The 21,696-nt window shown below is 40.8% G+C and carries 16 protein-coding genes; 6 read left to right on the top strand and 10 right to left on the bottom strand.

Annotation, left to right across the window (positions count from 1 at the left end; all coding sequences use genetic code 11):
* Window positions 1-56 precede the first annotated feature (56 nt).
* The 4 genes from BUE76_RS08105 to BUE76_RS08090 all read right to left on the bottom strand — a co-directional run bounded on the left by BUE76_RS08105 (window position 57) and on the right by BUE76_RS08090 (window position 7,223).
* Window positions 57-1,583, bottom strand: a complete 1,527-nt coding sequence (locus BUE76_RS08105; RefSeq protein WP_073043856.1) for an alkaline phosphatase family protein — start codon at window positions 1,581-1,583, stop codon at window positions 57-59.
* A gap of 117 nt (window positions 1,584-1,700) precedes the next feature.
* Window positions 1,701-2,558, bottom strand: a complete 858-nt coding sequence (locus BUE76_RS08100) for a glycerophosphodiester phosphodiesterase (RefSeq protein WP_073043854.1) — start codon at window positions 2,556-2,558, stop codon at window positions 1,701-1,703.
* A 9-nt stretch (window positions 2,559-2,567) separates the two neighbouring features.
* The gene (locus tag BUE76_RS08095) at window positions 2,568-4,049 is read right to left on the bottom strand and encodes a SusD/RagB family nutrient-binding outer membrane lipoprotein (RefSeq protein ID WP_073043852.1); all 1,482 of its coding nucleotides are present in this window, start codon (window positions 4,047-4,049) and stop codon (window positions 2,568-2,570) included.
* A gap of 21 nt (window positions 4,050-4,070) precedes the next feature.
* A complete protein-coding gene (locus tag BUE76_RS08090; RefSeq protein WP_083596538.1) occupies window positions 4,071-7,223 on the bottom strand; it encodes a SusC/RagA family TonB-linked outer membrane protein in 3,153 nt (1,050 codons plus the stop codon).
* Window positions 7,224-8,237: 1,014 nt separating this feature from the next.
* Here BUE76_RS08090 and BUE76_RS08085 point away from each other — a divergent pair.
* The 6 genes from BUE76_RS08085 to BUE76_RS08060 all read left to right on the top strand — a co-directional run bounded on the left by BUE76_RS08085 (window position 8,238) and on the right by BUE76_RS08060 (window position 16,191).
* A complete protein-coding gene (locus BUE76_RS08085; protein WP_245798369.1) occupies window positions 8,238-8,939 on the top strand; it encodes a TolC family protein in 702 nt (233 codons plus the stop codon).
* 44 nt (window positions 8,940-8,983) lie between these two features.
* Window positions 8,984-11,140, top strand: coding sequence for a GumC family protein (locus BUE76_RS08080; protein ID WP_073043849.1), 2,157 nt, complete (start codon window positions 8,984-8,986; stop codon window positions 11,138-11,140).
* 26 nt (window positions 11,141-11,166) lie between these two features.
* Entirely contained in the window at window positions 11,167-12,336 is a 1,170-nt protein-coding gene (locus BUE76_RS08075) for a glycosyltransferase (protein ID WP_073043847.1), read from the top strand.
* A gap of 204 nt (window positions 12,337-12,540) precedes the next feature.
* A complete protein-coding gene (locus BUE76_RS08070) occupies window positions 12,541-13,959 on the top strand; it encodes an O-antigen ligase family protein (RefSeq protein ID WP_073043846.1) in 1,419 nt (472 codons plus the stop codon).
* A 4-nt stretch (window positions 13,960-13,963) separates the two neighbouring features.
* The gene (locus BUE76_RS08065) at window positions 13,964-15,202 is read left to right on the top strand and encodes a glycosyltransferase (RefSeq protein WP_073043844.1); all 1,239 of its coding nucleotides are present in this window, start codon (window positions 13,964-13,966) and stop codon (window positions 15,200-15,202) included.
* On the top strand, window positions 15,199-16,191 hold the full coding sequence (locus BUE76_RS08060) for an acyltransferase family protein (RefSeq protein ID WP_073043842.1): 993 nt from the start codon (window positions 15,199-15,201) through the stop codon (window positions 16,189-16,191). The genes BUE76_RS08065 and BUE76_RS08060 overlap by 4 nt, the downstream gene beginning before the upstream one ends.
* Before the next feature lie 5 nt (window positions 16,192-16,196).
* Here the strand turns inward: BUE76_RS08060 and BUE76_RS08055 are convergent, their stop codons facing one another.
* The 6 genes from BUE76_RS08055 to BUE76_RS25100 all read right to left on the bottom strand — a co-directional run.
* On the bottom strand, window positions 16,197-16,970 hold the full coding sequence (locus BUE76_RS08055; protein WP_173702660.1) for a glycosyltransferase family 2 protein: 774 nt from the start codon (window positions 16,968-16,970) through the stop codon (window positions 16,197-16,199).
* Between the two features lie 2 nt (window positions 16,971-16,972).
* Window positions 16,973-17,833, bottom strand: a complete 861-nt coding sequence (locus tag BUE76_RS08050; RefSeq protein ID WP_073043840.1) for a glycosyltransferase family 2 protein — start codon at window positions 17,831-17,833, stop codon at window positions 16,973-16,975.
* Between the two features lie 51 nt (window positions 17,834-17,884).
* Window positions 17,885-18,889 carry a CgeB family protein gene (locus tag BUE76_RS08045; RefSeq protein ID WP_073043838.1) on the bottom strand — a complete coding sequence of 335 codons (1,005 nt, stop codon included), beginning with the start codon at window positions 18,887-18,889 and terminating at the stop codon, window positions 17,885-17,887.
* 1 nt (window position 18,890) lies between these two features.
* Entirely contained in the window at window positions 18,891-20,258 is a 1,368-nt protein-coding gene (locus BUE76_RS08040; protein ID WP_073043836.1) for a lipopolysaccharide biosynthesis protein, read from the bottom strand.
* A 92-nt stretch (window positions 20,259-20,350) separates the two neighbouring features.
* Window positions 20,351-21,220 (bottom strand): beta-1,6-N-acetylglucosaminyltransferase, encoded by an 870-nt coding sequence (locus BUE76_RS08035; RefSeq protein ID WP_073043834.1) that lies wholly within the window; start codon window positions 21,218-21,220, stop codon window positions 20,351-20,353.
* Between the two features lie 167 nt (window positions 21,221-21,387).
* Window positions 21,388-21,696: GDP-mannose 4,6-dehydratase (locus tag BUE76_RS25100; protein WP_254049524.1), on the bottom strand; the 309-nt coding region annotated here is incomplete at its 5' end.

Genomic DNA, 21,696 nt, shown 5'->3' with positions numbered 1-21,696 from the left:
CGTTTAGCTTAAACCTTGAAAACCTAAAATCCGACCTATATGTGTTTTAAGGGTCCTCATAACTTTTTAACTACCCCCTTAGTGCGCACTATGTTGGTTTGATTAATATATCGGTATTTCCCCAGCACCGAAAGCTCCAGGTGCAGCTCATAAGTACCCCATGGCTGTTGTACTTTGCTGGTGAGGGTTTCTTTTTTGACCACACCTGGTTTCGTTTTGCCTGGCAGCACCATCAATTCATTGAGCACCCGCCCGTCCATACTCTGGGGTACAGCAATGCCATGCAGGCTAAGCACTGTAGGTACAATATCAACATTCGACGTCGGCAGATCACTCTCCGTTGCCTTACGGAAGCCTGGCCCGGAAAGAATGAGCGGTATCGTAATTTCAAAGGGACTGGTGCCGCCATGCCCCGCTACTCCTTTTGAAAAGCCGCTTCCCTTATATCCGAAACTGTTTGCAGCGTCATTCCATGCTTCGTCCACCAATATGTCAGCAGCCCGCTCCGGATGCTGCCAGTGTATGGCATCAAAAGAAAGCGTACCGGCTATCTGGCCCTGCATGCTTCCGGGTTTAGTCGCACGGGTAAATACCGGCCCGATCCAATCCTGTTGCTGCAACAGCGAAACAATCTTTTGTATGGTATCCTTATCATGGTTGCGTACATAAATAGCTCCTTCGGCAATCACTACATCTTCCGATTCCTTACTTTTTTTCATGCCTGACTGGATCAGCAGATCGGCTATGCCTTCCTTTCCAACATACGTTACAAAACCATGATCTGTAGAGATAAGGATATTGAACGCCTGGTAATTCCCCAAACCTTCCAACACGCGACCAAATTCCTGATCAACAACCCGCAATGCTTCCATTGTTTGCGGCGCACCAATGCCATAAGCATGTGCCGTTGCATCAGGGTCGGAGAACCAAAGCGCACTAACCAGCGGAGCATCGGCACCCATACCATACTTCAGGAATGCATCTACCATCCATTTATGCCTCGCTGTATTGGGCTTGGCATATGCCGGAGGTGTGCCTATTTCCGATACTACTTTGTCCCTGATCTGTACAGGCAAAATCAGCTCGGGGTTGATCACCGTACCGTTGTTTACCTTATGGTTTTGCAAAAGCGCCTGACCCGAAGAACCGGAACTGAATACCATTAGCTTCTTTCCCTCAGCGGCCAGCACCTCGCCCAGCGAAACTGCAGTAAGCAGGCCACCATTCGTTGCCGAATCAATCCGCATCAGATCGGATGCCTCGCCGGTATTCAACCCTTTGGTTTTCTCTACCTGTGGAAAGTATACGGTATTACCCAACAGTCCATGATGTTTGGGATAAGACCCAGTGGCATAGGAAGCCGAATTGACCCGGGTAACAGTTGGAAAAACACTATGGTGTGCTTTGCCATAAACACCCTGCTTGCGAAAGGCATGCAGGTTCGGCATCACTTGGGGTGTAATATAATCCGGGCGCAGCCCATCAAAAAAAATAATAAACGTACGCTGCTCGCGTTGCTGGGCGGCGGTGGTAAGGGTCAAAGCAGAGGCAATGATAAGCGGAACAATCTTTTTGCTAAACATAGTGCTGAAAGAATTGGATGATCCTTGTAAAAATTTAGAAGAAGACATGCAATGCGGTGCGTCCTTCTCTATTGGTATTGCAGTGCCCTGCATGGTTTTCTGTACAAACACAAGGGGTTAAAATTGTGGGCGGACTGGTATAATACCCTTTTGCCGTGCAGCTTCCTGAAAACGCGCAAGGTCGTTCACCAGCACAAACTCGACACCACTGTCGAACAAGGCAGCTAATTCCCCTGGTGCAAGTGCATGGTAGTAATTGATATGAATGCCCGCCTGCTTCAAAGACCGGATCAGCGCAGGCCTGTCCTCTGCTTTCTGTGGGGGCAGAAACTGAATGAACTGAGCCTTCATGGCAATGGTTGCGGCGGTATAAGCCGGACCGTCCGTGCGGTAGCGGTTCTCACCGTTGCAAATCATAATACCCGGAACGGCTTTGCGGGCACCTAGGGCAGCTTCTTCGCTACAGGTTATAAAAGCCTGGTGCATCCGGCCGCTTTGCTGCAGCATCAGCGCCGCAGCTGCACCGACACCGGCACCACCCTTCAGGTGGCAGTTAAGCCAAACGTTGCGGGGCATAATAGCAAGCGCTTCGGCAAAGCTGGGCACCCTTGTTCCCGCGAAACGGCTGTGCTTGCGAATGCCTGCATCCAGCTTCCGGATATCGGAGAAAACCAGGTCGGCAACATTGCCTTTGCCATTGGTTGTACGATCAACCGATTTATCGTGCATCAGTACCAGCACGCTATCGCGGGTAAGCTGCACATCGAATTTAATCATCTGCGCACCCAACACAATGGCCTCCTGCAGGGAAGGCAATGTATTTTCGGGGTGGGTCTCCATAGCACCCCTATGGGCACAAAGACCGCGGGACGGCATTGCAATTATTGAATCCTGTGCCGACAGCACAGCGGCGGGCATCACAACTGCCACCAGGACTACTAAGGGCAGCAAACGAAAAAATCTTGTTACAAACATGAGGGTTGCTTATTGAGCCCACCAAACTTTTACATCGCTCCTATCACCACCGATGGCAGAAACGGCTGCTGCCAGGTTAGCAGCGTTTAGCGATTGCAGATAAGATGGATAGGGGATGCGGTTGGGAAATTTATTTTCTACCGGGATGCCGGAACCACGAGGCAGGATCGGATAGCCGGTGCGGCGTTTCTCGAACCATGCCTGGAAATCAACAAAGAAATAAGCATAATACTTCTGCAGCATGATTTGCTCCAGCTGCGCCTCGGCCGATGCAGTTGCATCGTAGGCAACTCCGGGCTGTTCCAGGTACGTTGCCGGCATGGCTACTCCCCACTGCAACATGGATGCAGCAATAGCAGCCTCGTAGTGTTGCCTCGGCGTTGCACCCGTAGGGTAGCCTTTAAGTGCCAGTTCGGCTTTCATGAATTCCACCTCGGCATAGGTCATCATCACGCCGAGTTGAGGAAGGGTTTTCAGTGCATCGTTGTAACTGCTATTGCTGCCCACGGTATATTCCCGGCTGGTGGCATAACCGCTCTCAATGCCACGGTAAGTGGGCACGCCCCCTACGTTGATCGTTGTTGCCCATACTCCACGCCGCGGATCGTTCCAGCTATTCAGGTTGTTGAGAAAAAACTGGGTGAAGTAGTTGCCATCCCGCCAATCCACCTGGCGGGCATTGAAATAAGGATTGAAATAAGGAAAAGTACCCGGATAACGGAAAATCGCCTCATCGCTATTAGCTGCAAAAAGAGGATAAGCAGTTGGGTTAGCCAGTATCTGGTTGATCTGTTCCCGCACGTTCAGTTCACCATCCCGTTTGGAGGTGCGCAGCAGCAGCCGCAGCTTTAGAGAATTGCAGAATCTTTTCCATTTTACCATACCGGTATTTACGCCGCCAATTATTGCATTGGCATTATACACCTGGTCGCCGCCATAGGTAAGCGCTTTATTGGTTGTCATAATGGCATTGGCCGTGTCCAGGCCTTGCAGCAGTTGCATATAGATATCCTTTTGGCTATCGAACTTTGGCTGCAACACGCCTTCACTTGCCTTGATCGCATCTGAAAAAGGTATGTCCCCATGCAAATCGGTCAGAATAGAATACGCCCATGCTTTGTATATCAGTGCAATGGCGCGGTAGTTAGGCTCGTTAAGTTCTTTTGCAATGGTATTGATCTCCTCTATATCAGTAAGCAGGTTGTAAAAGGAGGTCCATACACCGGCGCCAGGCTCCACAACATAGCGGTGCAGGCCAGCACCGCTGGTGCTGGCGCGGGGCGCATCTACCTGCATTAGTTCGTGGGTAAAATTGCGTGCAGCGCTGATGCTGCTGTTGACGATGCGGTACTGCAATTGACCCAACATAACACCAGGTGTGATTTCCTTTGGGCGGTTGGGATCCGTATTGCGTTCTTCGAAGTTCTTGGTACAGGCTGTGCCCAGCAAAGTGGCGGCCAGCAGCACGGTTCCTATGGGTAACAGTTTCATGGTACTTTCCTTTGGTACTACTTAAAATTTGAAAGTGAGGTTAACGCCCATATTGCGGGTAGAGGGAAATTGTGTTAGTTCCACGCCGGGCGTTAGTGTTCCGTTGTTCAGGTTACCACCTTCCGGATCAAAGCCCGGGAACTTAGTAATGTTGAATAACTCCCGTCCATATACGGCAATACTGGTTTGCCGCACACCAACCTTTCGGAGCAAGGGCTGGGGGAGGTTAAACTCCAGGCGCGCTTCCCGGAGCTTTAAAAAAGAAGCGTCAAAAATATTCATCTCCGCATTACCAATCTGGTATACGTTGTCGTAATAAGCAGATGCGGCAACATTGGTGGTATTGGGAACGTACTTGCCAATGGCAGGGTCCAGTACCACACCTGCGCCAACAATACCATTGTCGCGGCCCGGCAGGGTTACCTTCGTCTTTCCAAGGGTATTGAGTTTGTGGTTGGTTTGCGAATACATGCTGCCGCCCATTTGTCCATCAAACAGGAAGCTGAAGCGCACATTCTTGTAAACGAACTCATTCATGATGCCTGCTTTCCAATCGGCAAAAGCATTGCCCCACTTTTTCAGTTCCGGATCAAGTGGTGCGGGCAAGCCATTGGTGCCGTAAATGATCTGCCCGTCGGCAGTGCGCTGAAACCCCTTACCGTACATATCTCCCATCCGCCCCCCTACCCTTGCTTCAATGCTCACATTGCTGTTGTGGGCATAAATAACCTGTGTAGTAATGCCCTCGGCCAGTTCTTTTACATAGCTGCGGTTGCGGCTCCAGGTGAGTGTAGTGGACCAATTAAAGTTTTTACCCGCCACCGGCTTTCCGGTAAGCGCCAGTTCCACACCCTTGCTGTTGATCAGGCCTGCATTAACAAGCCCGTTTGCATAACCTGATGTTAGATCCAGCGGAATGGCCAGGATTTGGTTGCGGCTGTAATTGTCGTAAACAGAGAAGTCGATATTCAGGCGGTTGCGGAGCAGGCGCAGGTCAATGCCCGCCTCGAAACTGGAGGTTATCTCGGGCTTCAGGTCGGCATTAAAAAGCGTATTGGGGTTGGTGAAATTGTTGCCATAAATACGGTCGTAGTACTTGGCAGTTTGGTAGGGACGGGTATCGTTGCCTACCTGTGCCCATGAAAAACGCAGTTTGGCAAACGAAACAGCTTCCGGCAGCCGCACCAGTTCATTCAGCAGGAATGAAGTGCTTAAGGAAGGGTAAAAAAAAGAATTATTGCCGTAAGGAAGCGAGCTCGACCAGTCGTTGCGGCCAGTAATATCCAGAAATATCTTTTCACGGTAAGCCAGCTGGCCCGTACCGTATACACTAATAATGGCCTTGGTACTTTTTTGGGGATCTGCTACCGCGGGATCAAGGCTGTTGGACAACTGGTAAATGCCGGGTTGTGCCAGTTGATCGGCATAAATGCCATTGAAATCGTACTGCTGCCGCATGGCGTTGGCGCCCCCTGAAACGGTATACCGGAAAGCATTTCCTAAGTTGTTATTGTAGGAAAGCAACAGATCATTGTTCATTTCATAATTAAATACGGTTTGCTCACGGTACATGCCCCGCGGAAACTTGGTCATGCTGAAGGGCCGCTGCTGCGATTGGGCCTCATAACTCATATCCAGGCCGCTGCGCAACATGAGCGAAAGATGATCTGTAAGGGCATAGGTTGCAGAAACCGAACCGATCACTCCGTGTTTGTTCATCTTATTCAGCATCTCGTAAAGATCAAGGTAGGGATTATCCGGCCCGGGGTTGAAGGGATTCCTTTGCTTCACGCCTTCCAGCCCAGGCTCCCAGTAAGGCTTGAACCACTCAGGCTTAATATTAGGTGTGGTACCCAATATCAGGAAGTACATAAGGCTTTGGTTGTTGTAACCGGCTGCTGGCAGGTTATCACTCCACTTGTTGGTATAGTTTACCTTACCGGCAATAGTGAGCCTGTCGGACAACTTGTGGTTAAGGGACAAGGCTGCATTTATTCTTTCAAAACCAGTATTGGGCAGTATCCATTCATTTTTCAGGTGGGTGAGGGAAAGCCTTGCCGTGCCTTTTTCTGAACCGCCTTCGAATGAAAGGCTGTTGGTAATAGTCCTGCCCGTGCGAAAAAATCCGGAGATATAGTCTTCGTTGGCTACCCAGGGGGTGGGAGCTGTTGACCTGCCATCGGGAGCCGCAGGGTTGTACTGGTAATAAAGCTGCCCATTAAAACGAGGACCCCATGCACGACCGGCAGAAACACTGGTAGCCGTATTGGGGCCATCTGGTCCATCCAGGTAGGAAAAATAAGCATTGGTACGCCCTTCACCATAGTCAAACTGGTAATCGGGCCAGCGGTTAACCTGGTCCAGGCTGAAACTTGTATTGTAGGTAACGCCTAGCCCACGGTCTTTGCGAACACCTGTTTTGGTGGTGATGATAATAGCGCCGCCGGCGGCCCTGCTACCATAAAGGGCCGTTGCACCCGGCCCCTTTAGTACCGTAATTTTCTCGATGTCGTCGGGATTAATATCGGAAACCGATGAACCAAAATCAACGGGGCTGTCAGCAGACAGGTGCGAGGAGTTGCCGGTACCGGTAATCCGGTTACTAACCGGTACGCCATCCACAACAATCAGTGCCTGGTTGTTGTCCAGATTCAACGAGTTTTCACCCCGTAAGGTAATGCGGGAAGAACCCATCGGACCTGCACCGGCACCTTGTATATTAAGCCCTGCAACTTTGCCGGAAAGGCTGTTCACCCAGTTATTGGAGCGGGCATCTTTAACAGCAGACTCTTTAATTACCTGTGCTGCGTATCCAAGGGATTTTTCTTCGCGTTTGATGCCGAGCGCCGTAACCACCACTTCGCTCATGTCCTTTGTGCTGTTGCGCATAGGCACAATGCGTCCATCTTCAGCAGCAACAACTATTGTTTCAAAACCAACACTACTGATCAAAAGCGAATCCAATGGTTCTGCAGCAATACGATAATTGCCCTTTGCATCAGTGGTAACCTGTGCCCCCGAGCGCTTTACTTGTATGGTGGCGCCCGCCACGGGATTGTTCTCACTACGTACAGTACCGGTAACCTGCCTTTGGGCAGTTGCATGGAAGGCATTGAAACAAAGCAGCAGCAGGAATGGTAACTGCTTTTTCCAGCAATTGTACAATTGACTCATGAAATTTTCTTTGTTGGGATGTATGATGGGTGAAGGTGGCAGGCCGAGGTTACCCGATCATTAATGGAAGGTTACCCCTGGATTAATTAATGAAACAGGAAAGCCGTGCGTCTTTGGCAGAGCAACAATGTGCTATTACTGTACTACCGGAGCAATTCATACACAACCTGGATCACCGGTTCTTTCTCAGGTTGCCAAACATTTGATTGCCGGTAGCTTTTTGATGACTTGGGATAAAGAAGATTCAAACCAATAAAATAACGTGTATGGCCTCTGAAAAAAAGGCTGCTACAATATTATACGGAGCTTATGGTCCCTACTTAGCCCAGTTCCACTAGTCTTTCCACCAATAGTTCATTGTGCAATTGTGTAAGTAGTGCTTAATTGTTCTGCCTGAGCACAAAAAGAATTGAAAATAGCCGTTCAGTAAAAGATGATTTGCAGCAGCCGGCTTTGGGAAAAATGCTGTGTTCCAAATTTCAGGGCATTCCTGCTTTGTACCAATAATCTTATGGAAAATCAATTATGGCCTGCAAGCCATTGCTTTTGCTGGAAGGGCTTCACAATTGTGGGTGAATAGCGTCCTGGTTTCCATTTTCCTTTATTCTTATCAGGTTCGCCCACCTCCTCTGTTGCAGTGCATCTCAGGTGCATCCATTACGCCTTCGCACCGAATCAATAGCATAAAATCGGTTCTCATAATGCGCCTGCTCTTTAGCATATTTACCTGCAGAGTACCTGGACAATTACTTCCAAAAAAAAACCAGCTACTACAATGGAAAATACATTTGCATGCTTTCACCTAATGGGAAGTTGTAATTAACTATAAAAATTACTCAGCATTACATTAAAATATAATCAATTACCATTTTATACTCATGCAATTAGATACTGTTAATGCATATGCTTTTAATTAATAAATAGAATTAATTCGGTTTTTCTTAATTTTCCAAAATATTTCAGCTAAGGCTTAATCATTATTGACCTTCATACCAAACTACTAAATTGACTGAGGTGCTTGTAAAAAAATTGTGTTTAGTGGTCACACTATCTTTTCTAAATAGTGCTATTAGTGCCCAGTCTTCGATGATGAATGAAATTTCTTATCCTTTACTGGAAAGAATGATCAACCTGGCAAAGGAAAACTACCCAAAAGCAAAGTCTTTCGAACGACAGATTGCAATAGCAGAAACCCAACTAAAGAACAGCAAAGTTGCCTGGTTCGATGTTCTCAATTTTGCCTACATGCGCAATCAAAACCTTAGCGCAACCAACACAAACGCTTATTTATTGAATGGTTATCAATACGGCCTGAATTTAAATTTGGGTGGATTGTTACAGAAAGGCAATCAGGTAAGAACATCCAGGCAACATTTAGATATTGCCCACCTGGAAAAAAAAGAATATGACCTGATTCTGGAAAACACAGTAAAAGAAAAATACTTTGTTTATACACAACGTCTTACAAATCTTAAAATAAGGATCAAAGCGGCCCAAGATGCAGAAAACCTACTGCAACTGGTTACTTCAAAATTTGAGAAAGGAGAAGAAACTTTTGAAAATTACAATTCTGCGCTATCAGCGGTTAATAGTGCAAACCAAAACCGGATAGACATGGAGGCGCAGTTGTTAATTGCGAAAGCAGAATTAGAAGCACTTATTGGGACGAAATTGGAAGAACTGAATTATTGGACTTCAGATTCCATAAAACAATAATTGCACATATTTATCTTATATCAACACGCAAAGTGCTGTCGTTTATGGAACTAGCTGCTTTTTTCAGGTACTTACTCAAGTATAAGTGGATCCTCTTTATAGTGCCGCTTATTACAGCCTGCATTTCATTTTTTCTTACCCAGAAATTAAAGAACAACTATCAGTCGAGGGCCCGTATCGCAACGGGTATAGTGAACAGGGAGGACGCAATTCTCAATAACAATTTACCGGAGTCTAAAATCAATCAGGAGTTCAATAACATCATTGAAATGATGGTTTTAAAAAAGAACTTATTGCAGGTATCCTACAAACTCCTGCAACATGATTTAAAAGACAACGCTCCGTACAGAATCCCAGGCAATACTTTACAGGAGATAAACCAAAAAGAAATACCAGTAATCTTATCGCTCTTACAACAAAAGATCCAAAAAGGTGAAGACCTTGATCTTACCGTTAATTCAGAGTTGCGACTGAATGAGTTGTTGGAATCATTTGAGTATGACTATGAATCGATCCGGAACAATCTTGTAGTTTACAGGGTTAACAACAGCGACTTTATTGACTTGCAATTTGAGTCAGAGGATCCAATGCTTTCAGCGTTCGCATTGAATACATTATGCCAAGAATTTATTGCATACCATACCAGTACCTTGAACCAGAACAAGAACAAAACCATTGCTTTTCTGGACAGTGTAATTACCCGCAAGCAAGACACCTTAAAAAAGAAAATGCAAGCCTTGCAGGCTTACAAAGTTAGAAATGGTGTATTGGACGTAAATGATCAGGCAAGTACCTTGATCGCACAAATTGCAGACTTTGAAACCAAAAGACAGGAAGCAAGAAAAAATATAAATGCATACCAGGGCGCGATTCAAAGCATAAACGCCCGGTTCAACCCCAATGACAGGAGGTATTTTGAAAGCGTTCAGGCAAAACTGAATCAGGATATAGTTCAAACCAGGAGCAGGATTGCTGCTGCCAACGACGATTATATAAAAAGCAATTTTGATTCAAGGCTGAAAACAAGAATGGATTCCCTTCAAAGTGCTTTGTCTGCCAAAATCAACCAGATCAATGATAACCAAAATTATGATCCACTAGCAAGCAAAAAGAATTTAATAGAAGAAAAAACCAATCTAGAATTGTCGCTGGAATTGGCAAAAAACAGCGTATCATCTCTGGACGCTGAATTGACCCGGCTGAATGGCAAGCTCTACGCTTTGGTTCCCAACCAAGCAGCTATAAAAAACCTGCAAGACGAAGTAGAAATATACCGGAAAGATTATGACGCGTTAACCAACAAGTACAACCAAGCACTTTTAGATGCCAACTTTACAACAAGGCTGGTTCAGGTTGAAAAATCAATGCCAGGTACCAAATTACCTTCCAAGAAGTTATTATTGGTAATACTTGCGGGTGCAATAAGTTTGGGATTCTGCATTGTTGTCTTATTTATCCTGTTTTTCTTCGATAATGCCGTTAACGATGCCGCAATGTTGGCCAACAAATCCGGCATGACGGTTTTAGGTACCCTGCCTTACCTGAATGAAAGAGGCTTCAATCTTACTGAACTTTGGGAAAAGCAGCCTGGCGTTCAGAGCGAGACGCAAAAACAACTCAAAAAAGAATTGCGCAACATTAGGTTCGAGATAGACCAGGAAGGTAACAATCCAAAGGTTTTGACGATCACCAGTTTGCAGGCAGGTGCAGGGAAATCTTTTATTGCATACAACCTTGCACAGGCTTATAGAATTGCCAACAAAAACGTGCTCCTCGTTGATGGCAATTTTGAAACACCCGAGTTGAGCAAGCTAACTAGGACTACTTTTTACTTTGAGGACTTCATTTCCAATCCATCCTCGACTATTATAATTTCAAACCAGCCGGATGCAATCCCGGTAATAGGGAATCTTGGTTCGGACAAATCACTTGCAGAATTAGCTAATAGTGATGTAGTTGGGCAAAAAATTGCAATGCTGAAAGATTTGTATGATGTCATCATCATTGATGCCCCATCTCTTGACTCGTTGAACATGGCAAGGGAGTGGATGGTTCAGGCTGACAAGTCTGTAATAGTATTTCAATCAGGAGAGCAATTGAGTCAAAACAAATTGCAGGTTCTGGAAAACCTGAAATCGGAAAACAGCAACCTGCTTGGATGGATTCTCAACAAGGATAAAAGCGGCAAGCACTCAAATTAAATCCAGGGATCAAAAAACATCCGCTTATGAACTTATTAGAAGGTTTTTGGGCAGTAGTTCAGGTTACCATTGGGTATAATCTTGTTTTGCCCCTGTTACTGTACATACTGGCAAAGGTGAAAACAAATAAAAAGCATAATCAGGTTCAATCAACCGAAGAAGCTGATTATGCTATTATAGTAACAGCCTACCAGCAAACAGAACTTTTACATACAGTAGTGAATTCAATCCTGCAATTGAATTACTCGAATTACCTGGTCTATATTGTGGCGGACAATTGCGACATATCAGACCTGCACTTTGACAACGAAAAAATCATTTTGCTTAAACCCGACTGGGTATTAGCATCCAATACCCGATCGCACTTTTACGCAATCAACCGGTTTGTACGCCCACACCAACGGCTTACAATTATTGACAGTGACAATCTGGTTGACCCTGAATTTATCAACCAGCTTAATTTGTTGTTTGACCAAGGTCTTAGGGCAGTACAAGGCATTAGAAAAGCCAAAAACCTAAATACCACTTTTGCCTGCCTGGATGCAGCCCGGGATATCTTTTACCATTATTATGATGGCAAGCTGTTGTATCAACTAGGCTCTTCAGCTACACTAGCCGGTTCAGGGATGGCTTTTGATGTGGCATTATATCAGGAATGCCTGGGCCAAATGGATATTGTTGGAGCTGGGTTTGATAAGGTGTTGCAGTATGAAATTGTAAAGCGGGGATACAGGATTGGATATGCTGCAGGCGCCATTGTTTATGACGAAAAAACTTCTAAATCGGATCAGTTGGTAAAACAAAGAGCCCGGTGGATCAATACCTGGTTCAAGTACTTTGTATTGGGATTTAGCCTAATCACCAAGGGTATCAGTCATCGCTCCTGGAACCAATTGCTATTCGGACTGATTTTATTGAGGCCGCCACTATTTATATTCCTGTTACTTTCCTTAGGTTGTATATTAATCAATTGGCTCATAGGCTATTCCATTTTGCCTTGGTTCCTGGGAATGATGATTTTTGCTGCAGGCTTTTACCTGTCTTTATCAAGTTCAAACACAGACAGACGCATCTACAAAGCTTTGAGCAGTATCCCACTATTTGTTTTCTACCAGATAAAGTCTCTGACCAAGGTGTTTAGCGCAAACAAATTATCAGTAGCTACAACACACATTATAGAAGAGAACAACAAATAAAATTGGGAAATGAAAATTACCCCACACAAGAGTTTAACTGCAAACATTCAAGTTAAAGAAAAAATGATTCCTGAATTGGTTGCAATAGGTATGGCCTTCATTGGAGTATTTTTTTTCTTTATTAAAATATTGTTCTTCTGATAAACTTGTTTAGTTACAAATTAGCAAATGTTCTATTCAGTGGAAGAATCATGGTAAAAAAACATGAATAAACCTTTTACAACCGATATAAAAGTTTTACTACCAATATTAATAGTTGTTTCAATAACGGTAGGGCTGCTGGCTACAATCAATGGATTAACCAGCGGCATAATCACGATTATATCAGTTGTTGCATTGCCAATAGTTTATGCTATTTTGGTATACCCAATTTTTGGAATAGGTGTACTGCTGTTAGCTTCTAACTTAATGGTTTTAGTTGCAAGAACCGGTGTAAACTTTCCTTTGGGAACTATCTTGGACGCACTCCAAGTCTTATTACTATTCTCATTGCTATTAAAACAAAGATTTAATCCTAACTGGAGAATTTTTGATACCAAAATAACTTATTTAATCTTGATCTGGGTTGCATACAATTTTCTAGAAGTATTGAATCCTGAAGCTTTGTCAAAATTAGCTTGGCTCTACACTATAAGATCTATTGCAATAATTACCCTAACATATTTTGTTTTTACTAGGTTCATAAATAAAATTGAATTTATTCGCTTAATTATAATATTATGGCTGTTACTCAGTTTTCTAGGTGCTCTATATGGATTTAAGCAAGAATTTTTCGGATTTTCAGATTCAGAGCAAACATGGCTAAATTCTGATCCGCGTTATTCGGAATTATACTTTATAAATGGACATTGGCGAAAATTTTCCTTCTTCACTGACCCAGTAACATTTGCATACAATATGGCAATTAGTACCATATTGAGTTTTACTCTTTCTACAATCATTCAATCTATCAAAATCAAATTAATTCTCTGGGCATTGTGCATCTTTTTTTGTTTTGCGATGCTATTCTCAGGTACAAGAGGTGCTTATATTCTAATTCCAGCAGCTTACCTATTGTACATCACTCTCAATTTTAATAGGAAGACAGTTATAGTAGCGGTAATTGCTGGCACATGTATGATTTGCTTAATAATCATTCCTACATCAAACCCCATGCTTGGACGTTTTCAGTCAGCTTTCAAACCTTCAACAGATGCATCATTTATGGTGCGAAAAATAAATCAGAAAAAGATTCAGCCATTTATTCAATCACATCCCTTTGGTGGAGGATTGGGTGCGACAGGTACTTGGGGACAACGTTTTTCTCCTAATTCTTACTTAGCGAACTTTCCACCAGACAGTGGCTACGTCCGAGTTGCTGTTGAACAAGGCTGGGTAGGTTTACTTCTATTCTGCTCATTGATATTTACAACACTAGCAACAGGGATTAAAAACTTTTTTAGAATTTCTAACCCGGAACTTAAAAATTATTGCTTGGCTATGACATTGATCATCTTTGCATTGAACATCGGAAACTATCCACAAGAAGCTTTAGTTCAATATCCAACAAACATATACTTCTACTTGGCAATCTCGTTGATTAACGTATGCTTTTTATTAGATAAAAAAACAAAAATTAACTGAGTTAATGAACCAGGCTAAAATATTAGGAAGGGATATTATCATAGTTGGGCAGCAACCTTGGGATACTTCTATTGGAAGTAATTGCAAGGATATTGCGATTGAGCTTAGTAAACACAACAGAGTTTTATACGTCAATTCACCCCTGGATAGGATAACAAGTATAAAGCACAAGAAGCAACAGGAAATACAAAAAAGGATAAACATTATCAACAAGTCCGAAAGAGGGCTGTATCAAATAAATAACAACCTTTGGAATTTGTATCCTGATTGTTTAGTTGAATCTATCAATTGGTTGAACTCAACCTTTATATTCGACTTCATCAATAAAAGGAATAATAAAATTTTTTCAAAATCAATCATCAATGCATTACAAGAGTTAAACTTTAAAGATTACATTTTATTCAATGATAATGAACTAATAAAATGTTTTTATCTAAAGGATTTATTAGGCCCATCAATTTCAATTTATTACTCTAGAGATTATATCCTAGCCACAGATTACTGGAAAAAGCATGGTACCAGATTAGAACCGTTACTAATTTCCAAATCAGACATTTGTGTAACAAACTCCATCTTCTTACAAGAGTATTGCTCACGATATAATCCCAATAGCTTTTATGTTGGGCAAGGGTGCGATTTTTCAATATTTCAAGTTAACACTGTAAGCTCATTTAAATTTTTAGATAATATCAAAGAAATAAAAAGACCAATAGTTGGGTATGTAGGATCGTTACTTTCAAGCCGCCTTGACCTTTCCCTAATAGAGTACATTGTAAAAGATAACCCTAATTACAGCTTTGTTTTTGTAGGACCAGAAGATGATGACTTCAAGACCTCACTTTTACATGAATATAAAAACGTATTTTTTTTAGGCGCAAAATCATTAAAAGAGCTTCCTTCGATTATTGATTCATTTGACGTCTGTATCAACCCACAAGTTATAAATCAACTAACAATTGGAAATTACCCTAGGAAAGTTGATGAATACCTACTAATGGGAAAACCAGTTGTTGCCACAGCAACAAAAACAATGGAATTGTTTAATTCAGTTGTTTATCTGGCGAACTCAAAATTCAGCTTTTCTACATTGATTCAACAAGCATTAGTGGATGATAACAATCAACTTAGCAAACAACGAGTGGCTTTTGCTTCTGAACACACATGGGAAACTAGTGTAAATCAAATTTACAAGGCTATATACTCTCATTTGGAGAAAAATAATACAACACATCAAAACGGATGAATCGGAATTCAGGAGTTGATTTAATGAGGCTTATAGGAGCCTTATGTATTATAACTATACACACAGATTATGATACGCTTTCGTTAGGAGTTTCAGGTCATCTTAAACTAGCGTCAAGATGGGCAGTACCATTCTATTTTTTAGTATCTGGTTTCTATATTGGGAAGAAATATTGGCAAAAACAAGAAATGCAACTCTCTTCGTTGCATAAAACAATAAGTCTGTATTTAATTGCTAGTTTAGTATTCTTACCAATTGCATACATTAAAAACATTCATTTTGGAATTGGACATTTTACTAGTAATGTTGAAATGTTTTTATATGGGTCTTATTGGCACCTTTGGTTCCTCGGATCTTTAATTCTTGGAATACTGACATTATGGTATTTCATTTCTGCGGGGCATTTGAAAAAGCTTTATTTGATATCGGTCCTAATTCTTCTATATGCACTCTATTCAAATTCATATTTCAACCTAGTAAAGGGAAACTCCTCTTTTGAATTCCCGAGATTTTTGCTGTCAATCCCATTTCTATTTGCTGGATTTAATTTATCAAATCAAAATTTGAAAAGCGCTAGAAATATGAAGGTCGGCATTGTAATGACAATCTTTGGCCTATGCCTTCAAATATTAGAAAGCATATTCTTTCAAAATGAATATGGGTATTCAATACTCAATCAGCAATTTTTATTTGGGACCATTTTATCAGCATTTGGCGTTTTCTTATTGGCATTGAATATTGACCTTAAATCAAATATGCTTTCAAACTACGGAGAGAAGTACTCATTGTTCATTTATTTATATCATCCAATTACAATTATGTTTCAGAATTATGTATTATTAAAATTTTATCCCAATTCACCAACAATAATCCTGTTACTTTTTCCTTTTATAACCCTTGTTATCACAATAATGGCGGCAATTTGTATTGAAAAATGGAGTCCAAAGATTTATCGTATTATCAATGGAAGTTCACTTCGACAATCTTAGTGCAATTACTTTTTGAATAAGTCATAATTGTATTTGATCTGACGATACAAGTCTCTCACGATCTTTATTATAAAAAAATTGCTATTTGAAATTTTGCTTCTGACCATCGTACTTGGTTCCGCTTCACTATTGCGTTGAATAAATAAGCTTTGAAAATCGTTGTAAAACAATCCCTTTCCATTATTCCTTATGAAGGAAAGACACATATTGTATTCTGTTTTATCCCCCTTTATACCTTCAGAATACTTACCGAATTTGCTAAAAAAATTACTCCTCCTTAAGTGAGGATGATCACTATAGAAATAAATTTTTTTATAGTTAAGTGCAAACGAAGGAATATACATCTCAGAAAAACCATTTTTCAAATTTTTCAAATAAGGATATTTTAAATAAGCATAGAAACGTGTTATATCGATATCCATCCGTTCATTCATTATCTCGATGGCATTGTTCAAAGCAGATTGAAATTTGGCCGTAGGCTCAAAGTCTTCTTGAATATATAATGTATAGGGAGTACTTATTGAGTTTTGTCCTTTATTGATATTGTTTCCCAATCCGGCATTCGCAGGTGCAGCAACGAGTTTAAAGCCGAATTCACTTTTAAGTTTATGAACTACAATTAGATGCTCATCTTCGCTGCCGTCGTCTGAAACAACAACATCACCAAAAGAAATACCTAACAACTTAAAGCTTTTTAAAAGATTGGCTAACGAATTACTTCTGTTATAGTGGGTAATCAATAAGGTTATATCCGGAAATTTTGATATCATCTCTATCATTGTTAATCATTTAAAGAGCTTTTTGTATCATGGTGAGGATGTGGTTTAAACATTGAAAAAGCACGACTAACCTCCTTTTTTATTCTTACCATAATTGCTTTATTGAAGCTCCCATCTCTCAAAAGAGTACGTGGTCCCGTCCATGCTCGCGCAGAATCGAGTTTTACTTGTTTAACTTTTCCAAATTGCATTAAGTCAAAACACAATCGGCCGTCATCTCCCCAAATCTTGTGCATTACATACCCAACTTGTAAACCATACTCCCTAACATAGCCCATACTTATTCCGTAAGCATTTAAATATGGCCTCTTGAAATGCCGGAACTCTGCTATGACATCTTTCAGTCGCTCGTGTAAGAACAGTTTCCACCTTGGGATTCCAGATTCCGCAATAAAAGAATACCTCCCGTAAATACAGACAACGCCATCCTGCATCAATTGTTTTGTCATTTCATTTACCCATACTTTTGGATAAATACAATCAGCGTCTGCTAACAATATATATTTACCTGCTGCATTTTCCTGACCTAACTGCCTAGCAGGACCACAGCCTTGTATGGGTTGAAAAAGTCTTTTAACATGCAGTAGTTTCAAGGTTTCTTCCGTAGCATCGGTGGAATTGTTATTTACAACGATAATTTCAAATGGAAATTCGCTTACCTGGCTGGCCATACTTGCCAGACATTTAATAATATTTGTTTCTTCATTCCATGCTGATATAATAACACTTACAAGGGGTGATGCACTTTGCACGTTATCCAGTTTAGCATTGATTGAGTCAAATACACTTGGTGGAACGTCATTCAGAGTACCAAACCTGAAATTAAAATCATCAATCCAAGTAGGGTTTTTGAAAAATTGCACAATCTTATTTTTTAAATGAAATTGGTAAATAGCAACCTTAATAAATATCGCTCATGAGAAAATATTCATAAGCCATTTATCCATAGTGTAATTAATATTAGGACTGAATTTTGTTTGTTCCTCCATGAAATCTTTAGGAACCGACAAATTGTCTAAGTCAATTACATGAACTTGCTGATTATTAGCTCCAACTTCTCTTGTGATCCAGGAGTTTGTTGTAATAACCTTCTTTCCAGCTCCAAATGCATCCAGCACTCGCATCGCCAATCCGGTTTGTTTTGCATTGCTAACATCAACAATTACTTTTGATTGTTTGAATTGTTCAAGGTATTCCGAACGATTCATTTTACGGTGTTTCAATAGCTTTCTATCAAGATTTACCCCTTTCAATCGCTCAATTAGATAATATCGGAACGGCATATAAAAATGAGCTTGTAAGCTATAACCATTCTGTTTTGTAAAACTTTTCATCTTCATCAAGCCTTTGTACCGTTCTGGCAGGTAAGATCCAAAAAAGAAAAAATCATATTTTGTAGGTGACAAATCATGATCTTTTAAAGCCAAAATTTCATCAGTATAAAAGGTAGGGCAATATTGTAAAAGTTCAGGGTTCTCCTCAACGTCTTTTAGATCAAAAGAAAGCACCTTATCAAACTGCGGAATTATGTTATACTGTGGTTCCAGATTAAGAAAGGGACTGTTGATATTTGCATCCCATTGATACATGATACAAACAATCCCTGGATTTATTTGCTTAACTTTTTCTATAAACCAAACAGGCATTTTAAATCCCCTAATTACCAAAAAATAATCAAAACGATCTCCAGAGATTCTCTTTATTAGTTTGGAGTAATAAAAGTTTTGATATTGATCAATTTGATTGGGAAATAGGCGATTGACTAATCCATATATTATTGAAGTATCGCGTTCTGGATAGAAAGTAACAGTACCACCATACTCTTCCATTTTATTTTTTATCTCACTTGAATAATGATAGAACTCCACTCCAATGTAGAGAATATTTTTACCATTCAGTTTATCTCTAAGCTTGTTCATATTAACTTGCACTTTTAAGGCCGGATCCTCTTATAATGTTGATTATTTTTATTATTACGGCCTTCAATCCCCAACTATAGGAACGCCAAAATCTATATTCATTAAAATTTTTTTTAATGTAATGATTTGATATAGCAACTGCAAACAATGTTGTAAACAATGTTGCCATTACAATCCCGTAAATATTACCTATGAGATGAACACCTAGTAAATCGGCTATAAGGTTAATCGCCAGCATACCTAATACCTTGTAAAAATTAATATTAGGTTTGTGAATTGCATCCAATGCAGTTGCCAAGAACCTGTCTGCCGGGTATAATAAAGCAAATGTTACAAACAAGCGGAACACATTTCCTGCTTCTGTATTTTGGTACTTTCCACCTGCGATCAGTCCTATGGCGTCGTCGGCAAACACAAAGCTAATTAGCAATAAAGGGATCAACGCAACTGTAACTACTCCTACGTATTTCTGTAGCGTAGATAAAAATAGGTCTTTGTTATTTTGGTTATAAGAAGCCGATAGTACAGGCATTGCAGTTGCTGTAAAGCTCCTAAGTGGAATTTCAACAATTTCCATCAATCTTTGTCCCGCATTATAAACTGCTAATGCTGCAGGCCCCAACATAAAATTGATGATAAAGCTATCTGTTACTTTAAAAAGGCTTGCACTAATTGAGGTCGCAACAGTAAACTTTCCATAATGAAAAATACTTTTCACACAAGAAGCAGTCCATTTGCTTATACTTTTTACTCCAGACCATCCACTTAATAAGACAAAACACCCAGTTAAAAGTATTGTTAAAAGATTGATTAAGATTATTGAATTGAGATTAAGCTGGTTATTAGCCCAAAGAAAAAGAATTGCTAAAAGAAAGAGTCCATTATTGATAGCTCGTACATAAAGTATTTTATCAAATCTATCTTCGCCTTGAGCTTTACAAAGAGCAATCACTGTTGGAATTGAAAAGAGTAAGTTTGCTGGCAGAAACTTGATAAAAATACGGATCCCTTCATCCTTTAGGTTGCCTGCTAATAAGATAAACGGTAAATCCAAAAGAATGAAAGCTGCTGAAATCAATAATATTAGGATCCATGTTGACCCTAACACCTCTTCCCCTCTCTCTTTAGTTGTTCCTGAATAGAATTTAACAACCGCTGTTGTTAGTAAACCGGTTCTAAAAGTGTCAACGAATAAAACCGCTGTTTGATAAAAGATCCATGTTCCATTTTCTGGCAATGCTAGACCACGGTAAAGTAAGGCCAAGGTTATCATGTTAGCTATTGCCATAATCCCATTTCCACATAAAGACAAGAAGTGCTTATCTTTCAACTTTGCAATCAATGACTTTACTTTGAACATCTCCCTCATTTACCATAGTTGTAAAAAAACATCTAACTCAATCACTGTAATATCTATCTGAGTCAGTTTGAATGGGTCAAGTAAACTATTGACACTTTTAGTTACACATAATTCAACATTTCGGTATCAATAGCTGTTAACACCTTTTCATCGATTAAGATGTCAAATTTTCTTGCGAAAAAATTATCCGATCTTTTAATGGAAGGCAAATCTTTCATCCCTAATATCTTTGGATTAGATCCGCCTTCAGACCAATCTATATAACGCAAATTGTTGTTTAAAGTCAATTTTGCAAAGGGTGAATTCATAACAATAGAAGGTAATAAAAACTCGTCCGCACCCCAAGTAAATTTCATATAGCGCGTAAGCTTCTTATTACTATTGATAAATGAAAGAACGTATGAAGCACAAGCCATGTCCATTGTCCACCATGTGGCACAACTACTTCCATACAATTTTCCTAACATCGGAAACTTCCTTAAGGGTAAAAAGGTATTGAGTACCTGTTGAATAAAATATTTGCCCCTAAATTTAAAATCATTCAAATTATAAGCATAAATTCTTGAAGTAGATTCTTTCCACCACTTGCTTGAATCTTCGCCTTCGTAAGCTATAAAAGAATAACCTTTATGGACAGTTAAAAACTGGACAAATTCTTCTATTGGCTTTATTGGGTAATCCTGCGAACTGAGTAAATTGATATAATCAAACTTACTTTCCGAATTTGCTATTTCTTCTATAGAGTTGAGAATAGCTTCTGTAAAACTATAACCACCCCAAACTACCCGTTTCCTGTTTTTAATCAGACGCACACCATCTTTCTTTTCTAAGAACAGGTATTCTGACAATGACACATTTCCATCTACATGTATAAAACAGGCAGCATCCTTATGTGCCAATGCATCAACCAACCGCTCTAATTGAACAGGGCATTTATAAGTGGTAATAAGGTGAGCAATGCGCACAGGCATGTTACTTCTCTTTTAGCTATATAAATAAAGCAATCTGAATGATATGCATCCAGAACTGCTTTTATTCCTCTTGATTATCATTTCACCTAAAGGCTAGTAGACGAAACTCTTAAGCTCCAACTTGGTAGTAATAAGATATAATTGCAAGTTGAATCTTGACAACTTCATCATGAAGGCATTAACCTAGCATAATGATATTGCTGCTCATAGTATTGCTGGTAGGCACCGGAGGTTACATGTTCCAGCCACTCGGTGTTTTCCAGGTACCAATCGATGGTTTGCGACAAACCTTCTTCAAATGTTACCGAAGGTTTCCAGCCCAGTTCTTTATTGATCTTGCTGGCATCGATGGCATAGCGACGATCATGACCTGGACGGTCCTTCACATAAGTAATCAGCTGTTCGCTTTCTCCTGTTGTGCGACCCAACTTTTCATCCATCAGCTTGCACAACAGCTTCACCAGGTCAATATTGCG

Origin of the sequence: Cnuella takakiae (genome assembly GCF_001953305.1) — a bacterium.
Classification (GTDB): Bacteria; Bacteroidota; Bacteroidia; order Chitinophagales; family Chitinophagaceae; genus Flavisolibacter; species Flavisolibacter takakiae.
This window is presented reverse-complemented; position numbering and strand designations above follow the sequence as displayed.

Coding starts and splice junctions, on each gene's coding strand:
- BUE76_RS08105 (WP_073043856.1), bottom strand. CDS start 1,583: ATGTTTAGCAAAAAGATTGTTCCGCTTATCATTGCCTCTGCTTTGACC.
- BUE76_RS08100 (WP_073043854.1), bottom strand. CDS start 2,558: ATGTTTGTAACAAGATTTTTTCGTTTGCTGCCCTTAGTAGTCCTGGTG.
- BUE76_RS08095 (WP_073043852.1), bottom strand. CDS start 4,049: ATGAAACTGTTACCCATAGGAACCGTGCTGCTGGCCGCCACTTTGCTG.
- BUE76_RS08090 (WP_083596538.1), bottom strand. CDS start 7,223: ATGAGTCAATTGTACAATTGCTGGAAAAAGCAGTTACCATTCCTGCTG.
- BUE76_RS08080 (WP_073043849.1), top strand. CDS start 8,984: ATGGAACTAGCTGCTTTTTTCAGGTACTTACTCAAGTATAAGTGGATC.
- BUE76_RS08075 (WP_073043847.1), top strand. CDS start 11,167: ATGAACTTATTAGAAGGTTTTTGGGCAGTAGTTCAGGTTACCATTGGG.
- BUE76_RS08070 (WP_073043846.1), top strand. CDS start 12,541: ATGAATAAACCTTTTACAACCGATATAAAAGTTTTACTACCAATATTA.
- BUE76_RS08065 (WP_073043844.1), top strand. CDS start 13,964: ATGAACCAGGCTAAAATATTAGGAAGGGATATTATCATAGTTGGGCAG.
- BUE76_RS08060 (WP_073043842.1), top strand. CDS start 15,199: ATGAATCGGAATTCAGGAGTTGATTTAATGAGGCTTATAGGAGCCTTA.
- BUE76_RS08055 (WP_173702660.1), bottom strand. CDS start 16,970: ATGATAGAGATGATATCAAAATTTCCGGATATAACCTTATTGATTACC.
- BUE76_RS08045 (WP_073043838.1), bottom strand. CDS start 18,889: ATGAACAAGCTTAGAGATAAACTGAATGGTAAAAATATTCTCTACATT.
- BUE76_RS08040 (WP_073043836.1), bottom strand. CDS start 20,258: ATGAGGGAGATGTTCAAAGTAAAGTCATTGATTGCAAAGTTGAAAGAT.
- BUE76_RS08035 (WP_073043834.1), bottom strand. CDS start 21,220: ATGCCTGTGCGCATTGCTCACCTTATTACCACTTATAAATGCCCTGTT.